Annotated in this window: 22 protein-coding genes; 12 read left to right on the forward strand and 10 right to left on the reverse strand. The window is 36.8% G+C overall.

All coding sequences use genetic code 11. The features are described 5' to 3' along the window. Window positions 1-31: 31 nt before the first annotated feature. From FA727_RS02585 to FA727_RS02600, 4 genes are all read right to left on the reverse strand, one after another. Complete coding sequence (locus FA727_RS02585) at window positions 32-481, reverse strand: YndM family protein (protein ID WP_136829166.1); 450 nt, start codon at window positions 479-481, stop codon at window positions 32-34. Window positions 482-502: 21 nt separating this feature from the next. Next, on the reverse strand, window positions 503-613 hold the full coding sequence (locus tag FA727_RS02590) for a biofilm-forming protein (RefSeq protein ID WP_136829167.1): 111 nt from the start codon (window positions 611-613) through the stop codon (window positions 503-505). Window positions 614-744: 131 nt separating this feature from the next. Beyond that, window positions 745-1062, reverse strand: a complete 318-nt coding sequence (locus FA727_RS02595; RefSeq protein WP_136829168.1) for a hypothetical protein — start codon at window positions 1060-1062, stop codon at window positions 745-747. 135 nt (window positions 1063-1197) lie between these two features. Then, the gene (locus FA727_RS02600; protein WP_136829169.1) at window positions 1198-2430 is read right to left on the reverse strand and encodes an MFS transporter; all 1233 of its coding nucleotides are present in this window, start codon (window positions 2428-2430) and stop codon (window positions 1198-1200) included. Between the two features lie 152 nt (window positions 2431-2582). Here FA727_RS02600 and FA727_RS02605 point away from each other — a divergent pair, with 152 nt between their 5' ends. Further along, a complete protein-coding gene (locus FA727_RS02605) occupies window positions 2583-3593 on the forward strand; it encodes a phosphotransferase enzyme family protein (RefSeq protein WP_136829170.1) in 1011 nt (336 codons plus the stop codon). A 45-nt stretch (window positions 3594-3638) separates the two neighbouring features. Here the strand turns inward: FA727_RS02605 and FA727_RS02610 are convergent, their stop codons facing one another. Beyond that, on the reverse strand, window positions 3639-5144 hold the full coding sequence (locus FA727_RS02610; RefSeq protein ID WP_136829171.1) for an ATP-binding protein: 1506 nt from the start codon (window positions 5142-5144) through the stop codon (window positions 3639-3641). Window positions 5145-5542: 398 nt separating this feature from the next. Here FA727_RS02610 and FA727_RS02615 point away from each other — a divergent pair, with 398 nt between their 5' ends. The 4 genes from FA727_RS02615 to FA727_RS02630 all read left to right on the forward strand — a co-directional run bounded on the left by FA727_RS02615 (window position 5543) and on the right by FA727_RS02630 (window position 9222). Beyond that, window positions 5543-5980, forward strand: a complete 438-nt coding sequence (locus FA727_RS02615; protein ID WP_136829172.1) for a MarR family winged helix-turn-helix transcriptional regulator — start codon at window positions 5543-5545, stop codon at window positions 5978-5980. 151 nt (window positions 5981-6131) lie between these two features. Continuing rightward, on the forward strand, window positions 6132-7826 hold the full coding sequence (locus tag FA727_RS02620) for a M3 family oligoendopeptidase (RefSeq protein ID WP_136829173.1): 1695 nt from the start codon (window positions 6132-6134) through the stop codon (window positions 7824-7826). A 119-nt stretch (window positions 7827-7945) separates the two neighbouring features. Next, a complete protein-coding gene (locus FA727_RS02625; RefSeq protein WP_136829174.1) occupies window positions 7946-8254 on the forward strand; it encodes an ArsR/SmtB family transcription factor in 309 nt (102 codons plus the stop codon). Window positions 8255-8265: 11 nt separating this feature from the next. Then, window positions 8266-9222, forward strand: a complete 957-nt coding sequence (locus FA727_RS02630; RefSeq protein ID WP_136829175.1) for a cation diffusion facilitator family transporter — start codon at window positions 8266-8268, stop codon at window positions 9220-9222. A gap of 19 nt (window positions 9223-9241) precedes the next feature. Here the strand turns inward: FA727_RS02630 and FA727_RS02635 are convergent, their stop codons facing one another. Then, window positions 9242-11380 carry an ATP-dependent Clp protease ATP-binding subunit gene (locus FA727_RS02635; protein WP_136829176.1) on the reverse strand — a complete coding sequence of 713 codons (2139 nt, stop codon included), beginning with the start codon at window positions 11378-11380 and terminating at the stop codon, window positions 9242-9244. Between the two features lie 165 nt (window positions 11381-11545). Between FA727_RS02635 and FA727_RS02640 the strand changes: the two genes are divergently transcribed. Then, complete coding sequence (locus tag FA727_RS02640; protein WP_136829177.1) at window positions 11546-12595, forward strand: YkvI family membrane protein; 1050 nt, start codon at window positions 11546-11548, stop codon at window positions 12593-12595. Between the two features lie 29 nt (window positions 12596-12624). Here FA727_RS02640 and FA727_RS02645 read toward each other — a convergent pair whose 3' ends face one another. Beyond that, window positions 12625-13122, reverse strand: coding sequence for a CPBP family intramembrane glutamic endopeptidase (locus FA727_RS02645; protein ID WP_306461647.1), 498 nt, complete (start codon window positions 13120-13122; stop codon window positions 12625-12627). A gap of 220 nt (window positions 13123-13342) precedes the next feature. On the opposite strand from FA727_RS02645, the gene FA727_RS24655 reads away from it, so the two are divergent. Further along, window positions 13343-13459 (forward strand): DUF6254 family protein, encoded by a 117-nt coding sequence (locus tag FA727_RS24655; RefSeq protein WP_220096735.1) that lies wholly within the window; start codon window positions 13343-13345, stop codon window positions 13457-13459. 60 nt (window positions 13460-13519) lie between these two features. On the opposite strand, the gene FA727_RS02650 is transcribed toward FA727_RS24655, so the two are convergent. After that, entirely contained in the window at window positions 13520-13705 is a 186-nt protein-coding gene (locus FA727_RS02650; protein ID WP_126408422.1) for a YkvS family protein, read from the reverse strand. A 189-nt stretch (window positions 13706-13894) separates the two neighbouring features. After that, the gene (locus FA727_RS02655) at window positions 13895-14260 is read right to left on the reverse strand and encodes a PilZ domain-containing protein (protein ID WP_136829179.1); all 366 of its coding nucleotides are present in this window, start codon (window positions 14258-14260) and stop codon (window positions 13895-13897) included. Window positions 14261-14593: 333 nt separating this feature from the next. Here FA727_RS02655 and FA727_RS02660 point away from each other — a divergent pair, with 333 nt between their 5' ends. Together FA727_RS02660 and ptsP are read left to right on the forward strand one after the other, a co-directional pair. Next, window positions 14594-14860 (forward strand): phosphocarrier protein HPr, encoded by a 267-nt coding sequence (locus FA727_RS02660; protein WP_136829180.1) that lies wholly within the window; start codon window positions 14594-14596, stop codon window positions 14858-14860. Further along, on the forward strand, window positions 14860-16578 hold the full coding sequence (ptsP, locus tag FA727_RS02665) for a phosphoenolpyruvate--protein phosphotransferase (RefSeq protein ID WP_136829181.1): 1719 nt from the start codon (window positions 14860-14862) through the stop codon (window positions 16576-16578). Before FA727_RS02660 ends, ptsP begins: the two co-directional genes overlap by 1 nt. A 645-nt stretch (window positions 16579-17223) precedes the next feature. Here ptsP and FA727_RS02670 read toward each other — a convergent pair. Further along, the gene (locus FA727_RS02670; protein ID WP_136829182.1) at window positions 17224-17574 is read right to left on the reverse strand and encodes a hypothetical protein; all 351 of its coding nucleotides are present in this window, start codon (window positions 17572-17574) and stop codon (window positions 17224-17226) included. Between the two features lie 62 nt (window positions 17575-17636). Here FA727_RS02670 and FA727_RS02675 point away from each other — a divergent pair, with 62 nt between their 5' ends. The 3 genes from FA727_RS02675 (at window position 17637) to FA727_RS02680 (ending at window position 19469) form a co-directional block, all read left to right on the forward strand. Next, window positions 17637-18575, forward strand: a complete 939-nt coding sequence (locus FA727_RS02675) for an NAD(P)-dependent oxidoreductase (RefSeq protein ID WP_136829183.1) — start codon at window positions 17637-17639, stop codon at window positions 18573-18575. 74 nt (window positions 18576-18649) lie between these two features. Then, window positions 18650-18826: a hypothetical protein gene (locus tag FA727_RS24325; RefSeq protein WP_170209232.1), complete on the forward strand. Its 177-nt coding sequence runs from the start codon at window positions 18650-18652 to the stop codon at window positions 18824-18826. Window positions 18827-18986: 160 nt separating this feature from the next. Next, the gene (locus tag FA727_RS02680; protein ID WP_136829184.1) at window positions 18987-19469 is read left to right on the forward strand and encodes a DUF2975 domain-containing protein; all 483 of its coding nucleotides are present in this window, start codon (window positions 18987-18989) and stop codon (window positions 19467-19469) included. Window positions 19470-19473 lie beyond the last annotated feature (4 nt).

Genomic DNA, 19473 nt, shown 5'->3' on the forward strand with positions numbered 1-19473 from the left:
GGAAGCGACATGACCGTCGCTTCCTCTTTTTTCACTTTCTATTTTCATGATCCTTGGATAGTTCAGGGGAGAATTCATCAGAAGCCTCCGTTTGATATTGAAGGTTTCTTGGGCGATTAGTACGATCTCGGTCATCCGTGTGCTTCGTGATATTAAACATATACTTATGAAAGACATATTCTACAACCGCTATCCCGATAGCTGTAATAAGTGCCATGGTAAAGGCAGTTGTCGATGCTGTTAGCCAAGAAATCATTAGCCAAACGATTAAGAGAGCAAGGACAAAATCCACTAACGTAGCAACAATATTACTGGTTCTAGGCAAAACGCCTAAATCTCCAACTAAATATGATACAATTCCTAAAACGAGTGTAATTAGGAATACTGTTCCGAATGTCATTCCATAATATAATCCTAAAATCAAATACAAAATAGCAAGAGTAGCGATGAACTTAACAGCTAATGCTTTTAAGTTTCCCATAGTAACCACCTTTAAGTTGTATTATTTTTTGCTTCGAGTTTTCTTCGTTTTATCCTGTTGAAAGGCACTTTCTGTCTCATGATCTTTTTGATTTTGCTCAATGCTGTTGTTTTTAGCTTTCTTTTTGCTCATGATTTCACCACCTTCTAAACCTATTTTGTGTTTTTATGCATGAAATTATTAAGAAAAGTTGCGTATTCACTGTCTGTATATGTTTTCACATGGATTCTTAAAAAGAAGAAAAGCAAAAGGGGAAATGGAGATTAGCATATTTGAGGAGAAGGAAGATGAAAACCATTGATTGTAATTGTTAGTTTTAGCTCAGTAGCAGCCTTACAAGCCTGATGAAAATTTCTATAGATAGAAGAGGTGTAGTAGGGTTTTTTATTTTGAAAATAACCGTCTTCATTTGTTTCGTAAATGACCACATTCCAAGTATAAAACTCTTCTTGCTCAGATTCTCTATGTCCTTCAATAGCAATTAACCAATGGGAAACATTTGGGACGGAATGCACAATATCGTTTCTGCTTGTGGGCAAAAGACAAGTTTGATAAAAGTCACGATGATTACTAAAATGCATGATTTTTTCCTCCTTAAAATTGAATAGTTATTCTATCTATAATTATAGAGAGTTTTCACGAAAACGAATGGTCTAATTGTTAACAATAATCGAAATTTAAAACGCTTTCATAGTTGTATAAAAAAGGATGGAGCTCTAAGCCATCCCTTTTTTCGCTGTATCATTAGGAAGTAGTAGTGTCAGGACTCCGAGTAAAGGAAGAAATCCGGTTAAGATTATCGTTAAGACAATTCCAATTTGGTCGGCTAAGTAACCGAGCACAATTGAACCGATTGCGCCCATTCCAAAAGCTAAGCCTACAGTTAAACCTGACATTAAGCCGATTTTTCCCGGGACAAGCTCCTGTGCATAGACAACGGTAACGGAAAAGCTAGACATTAAAATAAAACCTGTAATAGTCAAAATAATAAATGCAATTGTAGGCGATACAAAAGGCATTAATATAGAGAATGGTGCTGTTCCAATTAGTGAAAAGAAAATCACATTTCTCTTTCCAAAACGATCAGCTAATGGACCGCCAAAGAAAGTACCGACCGCACCTGCCACTAAAAAGGCAAATAGGAAACCTTGAGCCTTTTCAATTGAAAAATCATAGCTTTCGATTGCAAAAAATGCATAGTAGTTTGTAATACCCGACACATACCAAGAACGGGCAAAAATTAAGAATAAGAGCAAGACGAGATATAAGACAATTTTTCGTGTAAAAGGATTTTCAGCAGAAACTGCGCTCTGTCCTTTACGTTTGACACTTTTAACATCTAGTTGCAATTTTTGAGTGTACCAGTTTGCGATATAGACTAACAGAAACACGGCCATGGCTGCGACAATGATGAACCAAGCAGCTCCCTTTTGACCGAGCGGGACTAAAATTAATGCGGTAATGACAGGGGCTAATGCTTGCCCTGTATTTCCCCCAACTTGATATATGGATTGAGCAAGTCCTCTACGCGTTCCTGCGGCCATATGAGCTACTCGAGAGCCTTCTGGATGAAAAACTGCTGAACCAAGACCGATAAATAAAACAGAAAATACAATCCAAATAAAAGAAGGGGCAAATGCTAACCCAAACACACCAATTAACGTAGATGTTAACCCAATCGGCAACGCATAAGGCATCGGTTTCTTATCCGTTACAACCCCTACAAAGGGCTGCATCACCGAGGCAACCATGTTTAGCGAAAAGGCAATGATCCCGAGCTGTGTAAAAGTTAATCCCATAGAATCCTCTAAAATTGGGAACATAGCAGGGACAACAGCTTGGAGAGAATCATTCAATAAATGACAGATCCCGATGATAACTAAAATTTTGTAGTTTGTGTTCTCAATTCCTTTTTTAAAGGGCTGAGATGTTAAGGCTGCTTGACTCAATGAATACCCTTCTTTCAAAAGTTGATATTGCTATATTACATGAAAATTTCTGCTCGTGGATCCCTTTTTTGAAATTTTTGGAGATTAATAGGATTTTCCTATTTTAAGTAGAATACTTAAAGGAATGAATTTTTATAATGGGGGATTTTTTAATGGAACGATTTGTTGAGCAAGTCTTTACAGAAGAAATCATGAATGAAGCATTACAGCATTTTGCTTTAGAAAAAGAGTATAAGAAACTAGGGGATTTTGAGAATTATGTGTTTGAAGTAACAAGAGAGGGGAGTCCATTTATATTGAGATTGACGCATAGCTCTCATCGAACAAAGGAAGAGTTGCATTCGGAAATCGATTGGATGAATTATTTACATACGAATCAAGTTCTTGTTCCGAGAGCATACGAGTCCGTAAATGGGGAGTTAGTTGTGCGTCTACAAGCGGAGGATGGGACGAACTTTTTTGCCAGCCTTTTTTCAAAAGTCCCTGGAGCACATATAAGGTCCAATCACGAAAAATTTGACCAGGAATTATTTTATAAATGGGGGCAAACAATTGGAAAAATGCATCAAGTGACGAAGGGATATGTGGTAGGTGAAAACCTAGTTAAAAGACCAAGTTGGGAAGAGGAAGATATTCACTTCGTTGACAAATATGTTCCTACAGATGAACAGCTCATTATCCAAAATGCGAACGAGCTATTGCTGGAAATCCAAAAGCTTGATCAAAACATTGATAATTATGGGTTAATTCATACGGATATTCATTCGGGAAACTTCTTTTATGACGGGGAAAATATTCACGTTTTTGATTTTGATGATTGTTGTTATCATTGGTTCTGTTCAGATATTGCCATACCTCTGTATTATTCCGTTCTCTATGGGTTTCCTCAAGGGAAAAAAGAGGTGCGGAATGATTTTGCAAACATCTTTTTTAATGCATTTTTATCAGGATATAAAAGTGAAAATGTCTTGCCGAGTGGATGGGAAAAGCAGGTGCCTTTATTCTTGAGACTTCGAGACGTAGCTCTTTATTCCGTCTTGCATAAAAAAATCTCACCAGAGGATAGAACGGAAAAGATGATTGCTCAAATGAAAGAAATAAAAGAACGGATCGAACAAAATGAACCAATTGTTGATATAGCTCAATTAACATTAAGTGTATAATAGGATACTAAAAAAGTCTCTCTATGTTGGTGTAGAGAGACTTTTCTAATGTGTCTTTGCAATAGGTAAAGTAATTTTTACAGTAGTACCTTTATTTTCTTTACTTGTGATATGAATCTTTCCACCAAAGGAATGAAGGATTCGTCGACATACAACCAGACCTAAGCCAGTCCCAGTTTCCTTTGATGTATAAAATGGAGTGAAAATTTTCTCAATGACCTCATCTTTAATTCCAACACCTGTATCACTTATCATAAGCTCACAGGTGGAGTTCTTTTTAGATAGGTCAATTGTAAGACGACCTCCATTTTCCATTGCTTCAAAAGCATTTCTTGTAATGTTTAAAATAACCTGTTTCATTTGATCTCGCGTACACTTTACAAAAATCGGCTGTTCTGACGGATTATAAATCAAATCTATTTTGTTTAGAGTAGCCTCTGATAGAATGAGTGGTTGTAGTTCATTAAGAACTTTTGCTATATCTACCGCATGCATTTTTTGTGCGGTAGGCTTTCCTAAAATTAGAAACTCACCAACGATTTCATTAATTCTTTCGATTTCTTTATTAATTACTGAAAAATAAAGGCGATCGGTTGGGTCATCGTATTTTTCCCCTAATAGCTGAACTAATCCTTTTATGCCGGTCAAGGGATTACGAATTTCATGAGCTGTACTGGCTGCGAGAGTTCCAACCAATTCTAGTTTCTGTACTTCGTTTTCTTGTTTTTCTAATGCTGCCTGACGTCTAAGCAACATATACATAATTAATAGAAACAAAATATTCGTCAGTATCAGTACTGCACCAATGATGAAAATGTAGTCCATTGTCGTATTCCGTACGTCGGGTTCGGGTACTTTTACTTGCAAATTCCATGGAATTCGGTCTATAGGTACGGAAACCCATCTGTCATTATCCAATGGGTCATCCTTTTTAATATTAAATCCCATAACTTCTTCGTCATTGGCATTTAACACTAACAGCTGTGCTCCAGGCGTAAGAACATTTAATAAATTTTTCACATAGTCGACTCGAAGTAAAGACATAGAAACAGCAATTAACTCATTTTTATCATTTAGAATCGGAACGGCAAGTGCAAGAACCTTTTGATCATTCGGTAAAGAGAATTCTTTATTCGAAATGATAATATCTTTCGTTCTAACAACTTCTTGAACAATATCTATTTCAAAAAAAGCATTCTTTTGAAATATTTTGTTTGAGCCTGTAATGATTTGCCCATCAATACTAAGTATATAAATACCACCATAACGAGGATCTGATTGATTGGTTCGTTCTAGCAATGGCTGCATATCCTCTAGATCCGTATATAAGGTTTTGGCAGCTAAGGAGAGTACTTCAAGTGAAGTTACTGTATCACTAATAAATTTGTCCCAATGAGACGCATGAATATGAGCGACCCAATTGGCCTCCTCCATTCTTTCATCAAGTTTTCTTTGTGATTGAATGTGGATTAAATAGTAACTTCCGAGAATAGTCGGGAGCAGTACAATAAAAATATATAAAATAATGGTTTTTTTATGTTTTCTTTTCATCCATTAACTCCAACACATTTATTTCATTAGCTCTTTTCTCAAACTATGTTGCTTTTGGAACAAAAAGTTGATGAATTAGTCTATGTTTTCAATGATAACTAGTTTTAAATCAATGAGAAAAGAGTTTGCAAACTTAGTTAAGATGCACCAAATTGCTATTTCTACGTTAAAATCGGCATTAAGATTTTAACAACTATTTTTACGAATACAGCCATTTCATTTAACGATGTTTATTATAGCATTAAATGGGAGCGTAAAGGGAATCCTTTTCCGACATATTGTAAAAAAATGGGACTAGAGAATAGACCGCGAAATTGACAGGGGAAGGGAGACTTTTCTATAATAGTTTTAAATCAAGATATTTTGGTTTGAAAAATTCTCTAAAGGATTTGAGAAAAATGAGTTCAGAAGATGTTAAACAATCATTAAAGTTATTTATTGTGCTTTCACGCGCATATCGAGCGGTTAATGAAAATGTCAATAAACTGATCCACACATATGGATTGAACCCAACTGAGTTTGCTGTGTTAGAGCTTCTTTATCATAAAGGGGATCAACCTCTTCAGCAAATTGGTGGAAAGATCCTTCTTGCAAGTGGAAGCATCACTTATGTTGTAGATAAGCTTGAGGAAAAAGGGTATTTAGCAAGAGTTGCATGTCCGAATGACCGTCGAGTAACATTTGCTCAAATCACAGAAAGCGGAAAGCAATTTATTGAAAATGTATTTCCAGTCCATGAGGAAAGAATTCATTCTTTAATGTCAGAGCTTTCTCCAGCAGAAAGAGAGACTGCTATAGCTCTATTAAAAAAGCTAGGTTTATCGGTTTCTCCTTAATAGCTTTAGGATGAAACTGAATGCTTATCATTGATTATTGACACTGAAACGGTCCGAAAAACGGATCGTTTTTTAATTTTATAGAAGGTTCTGGCATTTTTTAGTATAATGGATTAGTAAAGTCTTAATTTTTTGATAAGGGGGCTTTTGGATGGGGTTTACTCAATATACATACACAAGACCAAATTTTGAAGTTATTGAGAAAAGCTTTGAAGAAGCGTTAAACAGATTCAAAGAAGCGACATCAGCTGATGAGCAAAATCAAGTAATGACAGAAATTAATGCGATCCGAAATGAATTGGGGACTATGTTTAACCTTGTTGAGATTCGTCATACGATTGATACAAATGATGAATTTTATAGAACAGAGCAAGATATTATGGACGAACTCGGTCCACAAGTTGGTGGATTAATTACGAAATACTATCTGGCATTAGTTGAATCACCTTTTCGTGCCGTATTAGAAGCGAAATGGGGAAAACAATTATTTGCTCTTGCTGAAGCACAATTAAAGGTATTTTCACCAGAAATCGTACCCCTATTGCAAAAGGAGAATAAGCTCTCAACAGAATATACGAAGCTTATTGCTTCTGCGAAAATCATGTTTGAAGGGGAAGAACGTACCCTTTCACAAATGGAACCTTTCACACAATCGACGGATCGAGAAATGCGTAAAAAGGCGAGTGAGGCTCGATTCGGTTTTCTTGCTAGTCATGAAGAAGAATTAGATCGTATTTACGATGATTTAGTTAAAGTGAGAACGGAGATTGCTCACAAATTAGGCTTCGGAAACTTCGTCGAACTGGCTTACTATCGCATGTATCGTACGGATTATAATGCGGAAATGGTCGCAAATTTCCGTGACCAAGTGAAAGAGTATATTGTCCCAGTTACAACCAAGTTACGAGAAAGACAACAAGAGCGGATTGGCGTTGAAAAGCTTAAGTTCTATGATGAAGACTTCAATTTCGTTTCTGGAAATGCTGTACCAAAGGGAAGACCTGAGTGGATTATTGAAAATGGGCAAAAAATGTATGATGAGCTCTCAAAGGAAACGGGCGAATTTTTTCAATTTATGAGAGAAAATGATCTTATGGACCTCGTTGCGAAAAAGGGTAAAGCTGGCGGCGGTTATTGTACATTTATTGAAAATTATAAAGCCCCATTTATTTTTTCTAACTTTAATGGTACTTCCGGGGATATTGATGTATTAACTCATGAAGCAGGTCATGCATTTCAAGTCTATTCAAGCCGCGGGTTTGATATTCCTGAGTATTATTGGCCAACTTATGAAGCAGCTGAAATTCATTCGATGAGCATGGAGTTTTTCACATGGCCGTGGATGGAACTTTTCTTTAAAGAAGATACCGACAAATACAAGTTCTCTCATTTAGGTTCTGGGTTATTATTTTTACCTTATGGGGTTTCAGTTGATGAATTCCAGCATTGGGTATACGAAAATCCAACAGCAACACCAAAAGAGAGAAAACAAGCTTGGAGAGAGATTGAAAAGAAATACCTTCCGCACAAAGATTATGATGGCAATGAGTATTTGGAAAATGGTGGATTTTGGCAGAGGCAGGGCCATATTTATAATTCTCCATTTTATTATATTGATTACACGTTAGCGCAAATCTGTGCGTTCCAATTCTGGAAACGTTCAAGAGAGAATCATGTGGAGGCTTGGGAGGATTACCTTAAACTATGTAAGTTAGGTGGTAGCCTTCCGTTCACCGAGCTTGTGAAGGAAGCTAATCTAATTTCACCATTTGAAGACGGTTGCGTGGAGTCTGTTGTTGGCGAAATTGAAAACTGGTTGAATTCAGTGAATGATAAAGAGCTTTAATTATTTAGGCTGGTCCATTGGATCGGTCTTTTCTTTTTGTTTGGACTATGATAAATTTAAATAAATATATGAACGAATGTTCATACTTTGATATATAATGAATTGGGATGAGGGATTTTATGGACGAAAAAAATCATCACTTTCTAAATGAAGAAACTGTTGAGGATGTGGCTACTAAATTCAAGGCACTTGCAGATCCTACAAGAGTGAAGATCTTGTATTTATTAACACAAGAGGAATGCTCGGTGGGTCATATTGCTGAAGTTCTTGGAATGACGCAATCAGCTGTGTCACATCAGCTATCCTATTTAAAGCAGCTAAGACTCGTAAAATCTCGACGGGTAGGGCAATCGTTCATCTATCGATATGATGATGAGCATGTCATTGAAATCCTAAAACAAATGATTCGTCATTCTTTACATGATTAGGGGGAATCTAAATGCATTTTCATGATCAAGAACTACATCATCATCACGGGCACGATCATGGCCACGGACATCATCACCATCATCATCACGACCATGGTAGAGAAGGCAATAAGAAGGGCCTCATGATTGCCCTTATGATAACAGCAGGGATTATGTTATTAGAATTTATTGGGGGACTTGTCACGAATAGTTTGGCTCTATTATCTGATTCAGGTCATATGCTTAGTGATACGAGCTCGCTGGCGTTGAGCTTAGTGGCAATGTGGTTTGCGACAAGACCCGCTTCTCCTAATAAAACCTATGGGTTCTACCGATTCGAAATATTGGCAGCGTTGTTTAATGGGTTAACATTATTTTTAATTGCAGCCTTTATTGTCTATGAAGCAATCGAGAGATTTCTTGAACCACAAGCAGTTGCTAGTGGAACTATGATTTTAATCGCCATCATGGGTTTATTGGCCAATTTGCTTAGTGCGTTTGCTCTTATGAGTAAAGGCGATGTAAAGGACAATGTGAATTTAAGAAGTGCTTATCTTCATGTGTTAGGGGATGCGTTAGGTTCAGTCGGTGCCATTATTGCAGGGGGAATGATGTATCTATTTGATTGGTATATTGCTGACCCGATTATCAGTGTTGTTGTAGCACTGTTAATTTTGAAGAGTGCTTGGGGGGTTATCAAGCATAGTATTCATATTTTAATGGAAGGTACACCGATCACAGTTGACCAACAAGAAGTAAAAGCAACGCTTCAAAAAATAGATGGAGTGATTAATGTTCATGATCTTCATATTTGGACGATCACGTCTGGCTTAGATTCTCTTAGCTGTCATCTTCTTATTAAAGATAATCAAGATAGCCAAGCTATTTTGCAAACAGCCATTAATCTCATAGAGTCGAAATTTAAAATTCTTCATACCACCATTCAAATTGAAAAATCGGATCTCCAGCACGCTGAGAGTGAGGTTTGAGAAACAAAGACGGGGACAGCTACTTGTCCCCGTTTTTGATCTTGATTTCATCATTTTCTAACACTGCAACTAGAATTTTTGCATCTGGTTGCTCGATAATTAAATCTGTTATTTTATCTTCAAGATGTTCTTGAAGAACTCTACGTAATGGACGAGCACCGAAGGTAGGATTGTATCCTTTTTCAACAAGATATTCTTTGACTTCATCTGTAACTTTGAACGTCATTTCCTGCTCGTTCAACATATCGTCTAATTCAAGAAGCATTAAATCTACGATTTGTAACAAGTCTTCTTTTTCTAATGGTTTAAACTCGATGATGCTATCGAAACGGTTCAAGAATTCAGGCTTAAAGAAGCTTCCAAGAGAGTCAAGAATGTTGAGTTCTTTTGTTGTATGGTCTTGACCAAAACCAACTTTCACGGATTTTTGCCCAACTCCAGCGTTACTTGTCATAATAATGACCGTGTCTTTGAAGCTTACCACTCTACCTTGACTGTCTGTTAGTCGACCATCATCTAGAATTTGTAGGAATAGATGCTGTACGTCAGGATGAGCTTTCTCGATTTCATCTAAGAGAATAATACTGTACGGATTACGACGAACCTTTTCTGTTAATTGTCCAGCTTCTTCATGTCCCACATATCCTGGAGGTGAACCGATAAGTTTAGAGACACTATGCTTTTCCATATATTCGCTCATATCAAGACGAATCATCGCGTCTTTTGAGCCGAATAATTCCATAGCGAGTGTTTTCGATAATTCTGTTTTCCCGACACCTGTTGGTCCAACAAATAAGAAGGAGCCAATTGGACGATTTTTTGCCTTTAATCCAGCACGACTTCTTCTAATTGCTTTCGTAACTTTTTCAACTGCTTCTTTTTGCCCAATAACTTTTTCTGATAGACCTTGATGGAGATTTTTCATTTTTGTTTGTTCATCTTCTTGAAGCTTTCCTACAGGAATCCCCGTCTTCTTTTCGATTAATTCTTGAATATGGTGAACCTCAACTACTGGGCGTTCTTGTTCGCCATTCGTTAAGGCTTGTTCAAGCTTCATTTCTTCTTGGCGAAGGGCTGCCGCCGCCTCATAATTTTCCTCTTTTAAAACTGTTTCCTTTTCTTTGGAAATTTCCTTCAGACGCTGTTCGATATGCTCTGTTGAACGATAGTCAGAATTCAAGTTTAGCTTAGAACCAGCTTCATCCATTAAATCGATTGCTTTATCTGGAAGGAAGCGGTCTTGGATATAGCGATGTGATAAAGTGACACAAGCTTCGATTGCTTCATCTGTAAAGACCACTTCATGAAAGTTCTCGTATTTTCCCTTAATTCCTTTTAAAATTTCCTTTGCTTCTACTACAGATGGTTCATGAACATGGACAGGCTGGAAGCGACGTTCAAGTGCCGCATCTTTTTCAATCGTGCGGTATTCTTTTAATGTTGTCGCACCAACAAGTTGTAACTCTCCACGTGCGAGTGCTGGTTTTAAAATGTTACCTGCATCCATAGAACCTTCTGCTGAACCAGCACCAACAAGTAGATGAATTTCATCGATAAAAAGAATGATATTTTTTCGTTGCTGTAATTCTTGGATGATTTGCTTCATTCTTTCCTCGAATTGCCCACGAATACCAGTATTAGCAACGAGAGATGCGATATCGAGTAGGTATACTTCTTTATTCTTTAATTTATTTGAAACATTACCTTCGGCGATTTTAGTTGCTAAATCCTCCGCAATAGCTGTTTTACCAACACCAGGCTCACCGATTAGTACTGGGTTATTTTTATTTCTTCTATTTAAAATTTCGATGACTCGAGTAACTTCTTCTTCACGGCCAATAACTGGGTCGAGTAATCCGGCCCTTGCCATTTGCGTAAGGTTGCGCCCAAATTGGTCAATGAAGCCTCCACCTTGATGAGAAGGTTGTACATTCATATGTTGTTGACCGTTTGATGACGCCAATTTTTTAAAAAGTTCTTCGAAAGGCTGTTGGTTAAATGGAGAGAATCCTGACATGCTAGGGCCGAATGCAGAACCGATTTTGGCTCTTTCAGTATTATAGCAAGGTTGGCAAAGATGAAGTTGTTTCTCCGTGCCATTTAGATTCACTGTTAAATGAACTTGTGCATTTGACTGCTGACAATTTTGACAAAGCATTTCACATTCCTCCTAAATAGTTTAGTTATTATTTTGACTTTGACTATATTTGACCTTTGAGTGTATTATACTTTGACCTTTTTTGACTTTCAAGTATTTTGATTAAAAAAATTTAGGTCATGGTTTGTCCGAATCCTCATATATTGAAATGGAGGAGGGTATTAAATGAAGACGAAATGGAGAGCAGCCTTCCAAATTGCGGCCGTTTATGTCGGTACAGTTGTAGGAGCAGGTTTTGCCACGGGACGAGAAATAGTTGAATTTTTTTCAAGGTTTGGCTTTATTGGTTTTATTGGTATTTTAATGAGTGGGTATATTTTTATCTTTCATGGAACAAAATTAATGAGAATATCAGCTAGGATAGGGGCGCGCTCTTATCAAGAGTTTAATGAATATTTATTTGGAAAATTTTTCGGCTCTATTATTAATGTCTTGATGCTTTTTATGTTATTAGGGGTTTGTGCTGTCATGCTGTCAGGTGCTGGGGCAGTATTTAACGAGCAACTAGGTATTCCGAAGAATATAGGACTGGCATTTACAGTTGTCTTATCTGTCTTAGTCATGCTTTTAGGAATTAATGGCCTATTTGCTGTCAATAGTATTGTTGTTCCGGTCATGATAGGCTTTAGCTTATTATTGATGTTATTTTCGATGAGATTGCCCAATTTTCTAGATCACGTGTTTTTTATTCCATATGTTGAGGATGGATGGAAATCTATTGTTTCACCCTTCTCTTATACGGCGTTAAATATTGGTCTTGCTCAGGCTGTGCTTGTGCCAGTTTCAGCAGAAATAGGGGATGATGAAACAGTAAAATGGGGAGGAATTATTGGTGGAATTGCTTTAACGGTGATTTTGTTAACTAGCCATTTTACCTTGGTCATGCTTCCGAATCTTGAATCCTATGAAATTCCAATGGCTGTAATTATGAAAAATCTAGCTCCGGGGCTATATTGGATTTTTATACTCGTTATATATGGAGAAATTTTCACTTCTATTATTGGGAATATTTTTGGTTTAGAGCGGCAACTCAAGACTTATTTGCGTTTGCCGAGCCTTTTGATAGTAGGAGTACTTTTTGCCGTGTCGTTAACCATTAGCATAGTGGAGTATGGGAAGCTTCTTTCCTATTTGTATCCGCTGTTTGGTTACGTTAGCATCCTTTTCATCATTCTATTATGGATGAAACCATTGGAGGGAATTAAAAAACGGTAAACCGAATATTGGGTTTACCGCTTTTTCTATTAATTCAATGGATATATGATAAATAAAAATAAATCAAATACTAAATGTGAAACAATCACAAGTGGGAGACTTTTCTTCCACGCATATAAGAATCCCCAAAAAAGTCCTGACACAAGTGCAGCAAATGGTAGCATTACTGAGCCTGAATAAAAATGCGCAGATGTATATAGGACAGATGAAACGACTACAGCTGTTACTGTTGAAGCACCTTTTTGGATTCTTTTTTGAATGAAGCCTCTCCAGAAAATTTCTTCGCCAGGAATTATTACTAATAATAATACAATGTAATGCCATAGCATGGTAGGCGATAATCGTTTATATAGTTTCGTTATTTCATTTGCAAATGGCAGATTCAAAGTTTGTATGAGCCAGCTTCCGATAAAGAAGAGAGCAAATAATGCGACGCCTGATAAGACACCTAAAGTTAATTTGGTAATAAAAGAAGCTTTATCTTCAATTGCTTCATGAAAAATAGAGTAGCTGATCAAAAAGAGCATCGATGCTGTGAAAATATACCAAAAAATACTACTATCGTGAAAGGTAAGGAAAAGCAATAGATGCGATAGTACAAATCCGAGGATAAGTCTTTTGTCGGTTCCCCAAGTAGGAATGGACATGGTCAACAATCCTTTCTAACTTAAAAAAAGTAATGTTTTGTTTCGAATAGAATCAATTCATTAGTCCATTATATATGTTAGAAGAAGGGAGGACAATCATTTGACGAAATCTCAAAGAGAAAAGGAAAGAGCTTGGACCATACGAAAAAAAGAGCAACATCCCCATGGTAAGGTGAAGTCCTTTAAGGAGCTTTCAAAAGAAAAAGATGAAGGTTAGTTCGTGGAAAGACATACAAAAACCCTATTGGATAACCTATAGGGTTTTTGTTGGGAAAGCTTACAGACTAGGTTTGATTACCTTGTAATTTTTATGATTGACCACAGTTCTTTGTTCAAGTTCAAGGTCACGATAGTTATCCATATAAGTCAAATCAACGATAACTGAGTTTTCATTTACTTTCTCTACTATCCCCTGAAGCCCGTCTCTAAATTCAATAATGTTTCCAACCTCGGCCTTTTTCATTCCAGTCTCTCTCCTTTTTCTCCGAAATGACAATTTATAAGTAACAGTTTGCACTAAAATCTACCATTCGTAAAGAAAAAACAGAATATTTTCTTGACTTAAATTAAATTTCTAATTAATATTATTGCTTTCTGCGCAACCAAAGACCTAACTAATACAAGATGCGTGCTCATTTAGTCCTATAAAAAGTCATTTTTGGTTTCTTGCGAATTCTTTCAATTCTTCTACAATTACCTTCTTCGTTTCATCATCATCTAATCCTTCTAAACCATAGGAAAAAGTGTAAGGACTGATGCGTTTTTTCCATTTTGGTTTGGCAATGATTGAAATGTTCTTTTCATTTAATAGAAAGTTAACCTCCATTAAAAGATCTTTCTCGTTAATTGGCAAATCCAAAGGAGAAAGAAAGCGAACTCCATTTGGACTTAAATCAACAATGGAAGCAGTACCTTCCTTTGAAGTACTAGCTCTTTTATTTATTCTTAAAATTTTGAAGGTGCCTTCGATTGGCGTTCCGAAGGTAAAACGGAATGGCTCGTCTCGTCTATATGGCATGAATTAGATCCCTCTTTAGCTAAGATTCATGTCAAGAATCATACCGTTAATTAATCGACTGATCAATGAAAAAAGTATGACAATTTAAAATTCTATCTTTTTAATGCGATTTTTTTGTAAAAAAGTTAAGAGTTTGTTATTCTTTTCACAGGTACTTTTTTTTTTCGTAAAAAACACTTCAATTCTAGTTAAAAAGTTCCTATAATGTACATGAATAGTGTTTATTTGTTTACAATAATGAGGGTAGGATTTTCCTTAATTAAAGTGAATATATGACACACAATTATTCATTACAACAAAGTTAATTAATAAAGATAAGGGGTTTGATTAAACATGGTAGAAAAGCAATTTAAAGTTATCGCTGAAACAGGAATTCATGCTCGTCCAGCAACTCTATTAGTTCAAACTGCAAGTAAATTCGAATCTGAGATCCAGCTTGAATATAAAGGAAAGAAAGTTAACCTAAAATCAATCATGGGTGTTATGTCTCTTGGTATCGGTCAAGGTGCTGACATTACAATCAGTGCAGAAGGTGCAGACGAAGAAAATGCACTTCAAAGTCTTGCAGAAACAATGCAAAAAGAAGGGTTAACAGAATAATGAGCTTTTTACAAGGTATTGCTGCATCAAGCGGGATTGCTATTGCAAAAGCATACCGCCTAGTAGAACCAGATTTGACTTTTGAAAAAAAGACAGTCGAGAACGCGGAAGCTGAAGTTGCTCGTTTTGATGCTGCAATTGCACAATCGAAAACAGAATTAGAGGCAATCCGTGATAATGCTAGGGAAAATCTAGGTGCTGATAAAGCAGCTATTTTTGAAGCTCATCTTCTTGTCCTTAGCGATCCGGAACTACTTTCACCGATTCAAGATAAAGTGAAATCTGAAAATGTGAATGCTGAGGTTGCTTTAAAAGAAACAGCTGATATGTTCATTACTATGTTCGAATCTATGGATAATGAATATATGAGAGAAAGAGCAGCGGATATTCGTGACGTAACGAAACGTGTTCTTTCACACTTACTAGGTGTCAAAATTGTTAATCCAAGCATGATTTCTGAAGAAGTTATCGTAGTTGCTGAGGATTTAACACCTTCTGATACAGCTCAATTAAATCGTCAGTTTGTAAAAGGATTTACTACGGATATCGGTGGTAGAACTTCTCACTCTGCGATAATGGCTCGTTCTTTAGAAATTCCTGCAGTTGTTGGTACAAAATCAGCAACAAAGGATATTCAAAATGGCAACTTAGTTATTGTGGATGGATTAAAAGGTGAGGTTCACATCAATCCAACTCCAGAACTAGTTGAGCAATATAAGAAAGAAAATGAAGCATTCGAAGCTCAAAAAGCTGAGTGGGCAAAGCTTAAGAACGAAAAAACTTACTCTCAAGATGGACATCATGTAGAGTTAGTTGCGAATATTGGTACACCGAAGGATCTTGAAGGTGTTATCAACAACGGTGGAGAAGGCGTTGGTCTATATCGTACAGAATTCTTGTATATGGGAAGAGACCAGCTTCCAACTGAAGAAGAGCAGTTTGAGTCTTACAAGGCTGTTCTTGAAGGATTAGCAGGAAAGCCAGTTGTCGTTCGTACATTAGATATTGGTGGAGATAAAGAATTACCTTATTTATCTTTACCGAAGGAAATGAATCCATTCTTAGGCTTCCGCGCTATCCGCCTATGCCTAGAAGAAAAGGATTTGTTTAGAACTCAATTAAGAGCGCTACTTCGTGCAAGCACATATGGAAACTTGAAAATCATGTTCCCAATGATTGCTACCCTTAACGAATTCAGACAAGCGAAAGCAATGTTAGAAGAAGAAAAGGCGAAGTTAATCAGTGAAGGTGTGGCAGTTTCTGAAGATATTGAAGTAGGTATCATGGTTGAAATTCCTTCTACAGCAGTATTGGCTGACCAATTTGCTAAAGAAGTTGATTTCTTCAGTATTGGTACAAACGATTTAATTCAGTATACAATGGCTGCTGACCGCATGAATGAAAGAGTTTCATACTTGTACCAGCCTTACAGCCCATCCATTTTACGTTTAGTAAAAATGGTGATTGATGCTGCTCATAAAGAAGGCAAATGGACAGGCATGTGTGGGGAAATGGCTGGAGATGAAACAGCTATTCCACTTCTACTTGGTCTTGGACTAGATGAGTTCTCTATGAGTGCTACTTCTATTTTGAAAGCACGTGCTCAAATCCGTCATTTAAGTAAATCCGATATGGAGAAAATGGCAGAGCAAGCATTGCAGCTTCCAACTACTGATGAAGTAGTAAAGATTGTAAAAGAAGCAGCGAACCTTAAGTAATAGGTTTATGATATTTAAAAAGGGGTATAGAAGGATAGAGTCACTAGGTGTATCTATTTTCTCCCTTTTTTGACCGACTGGAATTATTCTGGTCGGTTTTTTGTGTTTTTTCGATAAGGATGTTGAGCTCCACTCTAGGCAATCGATTTCCGTGGGAAGCTGTGTCGGATACGCCATGAGGTCACCGGATAGCATGCTATTCCAGACCACTGAAAAAGTGTTGTATCTCGATAAGGGGGGCTTTTTTCGCATTGCGGAGATGTCTCTTCTCTCTGAATCACGAAAATGGCCTAAGAAGCGAATTTGAGGGTTCTTTTTTCCTTTTTCAGATTTTCATAATTTAAATGAGAGTTTGCTCGATGGTCTCGAGCTCTTCATGCGGACACAATTTGCAAGCGCACTTTGATTAGTGACTTCATGGGCCCTTTGAGGCCACTGAAAAATGTTGGTTCTCGAAAAAGAGGTATTTCTTTTGGGCTGTATGTCTCACTATGTTAGAAAAAATGGCCTAGAAGTGAATCTCAGAGTTATTTTTCAGATTTCCTTATTTTAAATCAAGTTTTTCAGTGGTCTCCATGCTATTTCCGCAGGAGTCTCGCGCTCTTCAGTCCAATCAACTTGCGTTATAATGCGATAAGACTTAGCCTACTCGAATACTTCGAATTCCTCATTCTCCTTTTTTGCTAACACTATTTCTTCGTTTCCTTTTACACTGTATATTTCAGTTCCTGCCTCTAGGTAGTTGGAAGTAAGGTTTTCTTTCGGGATTAGTTGTATTGGGATTTTATCTTTAATAGTTCCGATAAGTTCTAGTGGGGTAATTCCTAATTCTTGGGTTGTGCTTCCAGTTGATTGCATTTCTTTTCCGTTAACAAATAGCAAAGCTTGATATTGGGTTTCTGAAAGAATGTCATAATCGTTGGTAGATTCATTTTGAGTACAGGATGTTACTATCGATGTCAGGATAAGCAATAGGATGAAGTTAAGGATTTTCAAATTAACAACTCCTTTTTGGTCTATTTTACCATTTTTAAATCATCCTTTACTAATCATTGTGCATGTTAATATTTGAATTGAGTGATAAAATGAAAACAAATACATATGGGAGGGGATTTATTATGTTGACGAAGGATAATACGGTTGTTGGGTTTATCGGAACCGGTGTGATGGGGAAAAGCATGGCTACGAATCTCTTGAATGCTGGCTATCAGGTTGTGGTGTATTCACGAACAAGGGAAAAGGCTCAAAGTTTGTTGGGAAAAGGGGCTACATGGGCTGATTCACCAAAAGTTGTCGCAGAAGAGGCGAATGTGATCATTACGATCGTGGGATATCCTACTGACGTAAGAGAGGTATATTTAGGAGAAAACGGGTTAGTTACAAATGGGAAAGAGAATACATATTTAATTGACATGACAACTTCTACTCCAAGTTTAGCAGAGGAAATTTATGAAGCTGCTAAAGCTATGGGAATGCATGCTCTTGATGCACCAGTATCAGGTGGAGATGTAGGGGCAAGAGAAGCAAAATTGTCCATTATGGTTGGTGGAGATAAAGAAGCTTATGAAGCCGTGTTACCGATTTTACAAACCTTAGGTACGAATATTGTTTATCAAGGAAAAGCTGGAGCTGGACAGCATACGAAAATGGTTAATCAAATTGTCATTGCTTCAGGGATGATTGGTATAAGTGAAGCACTAGCATACGCTGTTAAATCAGGACTCGATCCAGAGAATGTATTGCAAAGCATTTCGTCTGGGGCTGCAGGTAGCTGGTCACTATCAAATTTGGCTCCAAGAATGATTCAAGGGAATTTTGAGCCAGGCTTCTATATTAAGCATTTTATTAAAGATATGACGATTGCTTTTGAAGAAGCAGAGAAAATGGGAATGGAAGCACCTGGCCTGTCCTTAGCTCTATCTTTATATAAGCAATTAGCAGAGCAAGGCGAAGAAAATAGCGGAACACAGGCGTTATATAAATATTGGAAAGAGTAATAAAGGGATTAAAACGCATAGTTTCTCTTTTTAAATTCAAAATAGTAGTGATTTAAAAAGAGGAGGTGTGACGTGTGGCTAAACGTTCAAAGAAGCATGGTGCGAAGCAAAAGAACAAACAGGGATTTGATTCGGCATCAATGAATCAAGAGTTTGCAGAAGAAGTGGGAAGTCATGACACGAATCAACTTCAAAAATCAAAGGCCAAAAAGGCAAAAGCAAGTAAGAACAACGGCAAATATAATGGTTAAGAGAGTATAGTTAAATTGAGTACATCATTTCTTTCAGAGTGGTGTACTTTTTTGATTTTTATGGAGATTTTTAACAAAATTATAATCAATATAAATTTATTTTAAATCGATAAATGTTATGTTAAAGTCAATATGACAATATATTAGCGAGGTGCTTTTTATGAAACAAGGATCAACACTCTTTTTAAAAATGGCTCTTATTCTTATAGGAATTCCAATTCTTGCTTTATGCATATTTTTTGTACCTGCAATAGGAAATTTTGCAGCAGAATTGTATCCAGATAGTAGTTATATAAAATATCTCATATTCCTCGATCTTTACGTAGCAGTGATTCCTTTTTATTTTGCTCTTTTTCAGGCTTTCAAATTGTTAACGTATATTGACAAGAACAATGCATTCTCGGAAATATCGGTTAGAGCTTTAAAAATGATTAAATATTGCGGAATCGCCATTAGTTTCGTGATTGGAGTAGGAATGCCATTATACTACCTGCTTGCAGAAAAAGATGATGCCCCTGGGATCATCTTAATCGGATTGGTCATTATTTTTGCTTCAATGGTGATTGCAGTCTTTGCTGCTGTTCTTCAAAAGCTGCTGAAAGATGCAATTGATATAAAATCAGAAAATGACCTAACGGTTTGAGGTG

It is taken from the genome of Robertmurraya kyonggiensis (assembly GCF_005116465.1).
Taxonomy (GTDB): Bacteria; Bacillota; Bacilli; order Bacillales; family Cytobacillaceae; genus Robertmurraya; species Robertmurraya kyonggiensis.

Coding starts and splice junctions, on each gene's coding strand:
- FA727_RS02595 (WP_136829168.1), bottom strand. CDS start 1,062: ATGCATTTTAGTAATCATCGTGACTTTTATCAAACTTGTCTTTTGCCC.
- FA727_RS02590 (WP_136829167.1), bottom strand. CDS start 613: ATGAGCAAAAAGAAAGCTAAAAACAACAGCATTGAGCAAAATCAAAAA.
- FA727_RS02615 (WP_136829172.1), top strand. CDS start 5,543: ATGAGTTCAGAAGATGTTAAACAATCATTAAAGTTATTTATTGTGCTT.
- FA727_RS02620 (WP_136829173.1), top strand. CDS start 6,132: ATGGGGTTTACTCAATATACATACACAAGACCAAATTTTGAAGTTATT.
- ptsP (WP_136829181.1), top strand. CDS start 14,860: ATGAGCTTTTTACAAGGTATTGCTGCATCAAGCGGGATTGCTATTGCA.
- FA727_RS02610 (WP_136829171.1), bottom strand. CDS start 5,144: ATGAAAAGAAAACATAAAAAAACCATTATTTTATATATTTTTATTGTA.
- FA727_RS02605 (WP_136829170.1), top strand. CDS start 2,583: ATGGAACGATTTGTTGAGCAAGTCTTTACAGAAGAAATCATGAATGAA.
- FA727_RS02630 (WP_136829175.1), top strand. CDS start 8,266: ATGCATTTTCATGATCAAGAACTACATCATCATCACGGGCACGATCAT.
- FA727_RS02650 (WP_126408422.1), bottom strand. CDS start 13,705: ATGAAAAAGGCCGAGGTTGGAAACATTATTGAATTTAGAGACGGGCTT.
- FA727_RS02585 (WP_136829166.1), bottom strand. CDS start 481: ATGGGAAACTTAAAAGCATTAGCTGTTAAGTTCATCGCTACTCTTGCT.
- FA727_RS02635 (WP_136829176.1), bottom strand. CDS start 11,380: ATGCTTTGTCAAAATTGTCAGCAGTCAAATGCACAAGTTCATTTAACA.
- FA727_RS02660 (WP_136829180.1), top strand. CDS start 14,594: ATGGTAGAAAAGCAATTTAAAGTTATCGCTGAAACAGGAATTCATGCT.
- FA727_RS02645 (WP_306461647.1), bottom strand. CDS start 13,122: ATGCTCTTTTTGATCAGCTACTCTATTTTTCATGAAGCAATTGAAGAT.
- FA727_RS02625 (WP_136829174.1), top strand. CDS start 7,946: ATGGACGAAAAAAATCATCACTTTCTAAATGAAGAAACTGTTGAGGAT.
- FA727_RS02655 (WP_136829179.1), bottom strand. CDS start 14,260: ATGCCATATAGACGAGACGAGCCATTCCGTTTTACCTTCGGAACGCCA.
- FA727_RS02675 (WP_136829183.1), top strand. CDS start 17,637: ATGTTAATATTTGAATTGAGTGATAAAATGAAAACAAATACATATGGG.
- FA727_RS02640 (WP_136829177.1), top strand. CDS start 11,546: ATGAAGACGAAATGGAGAGCAGCCTTCCAAATTGCGGCCGTTTATGTC.
- FA727_RS02680 (WP_136829184.1), top strand. CDS start 18,987: ATGAAACAAGGATCAACACTCTTTTTAAAAATGGCTCTTATTCTTATA.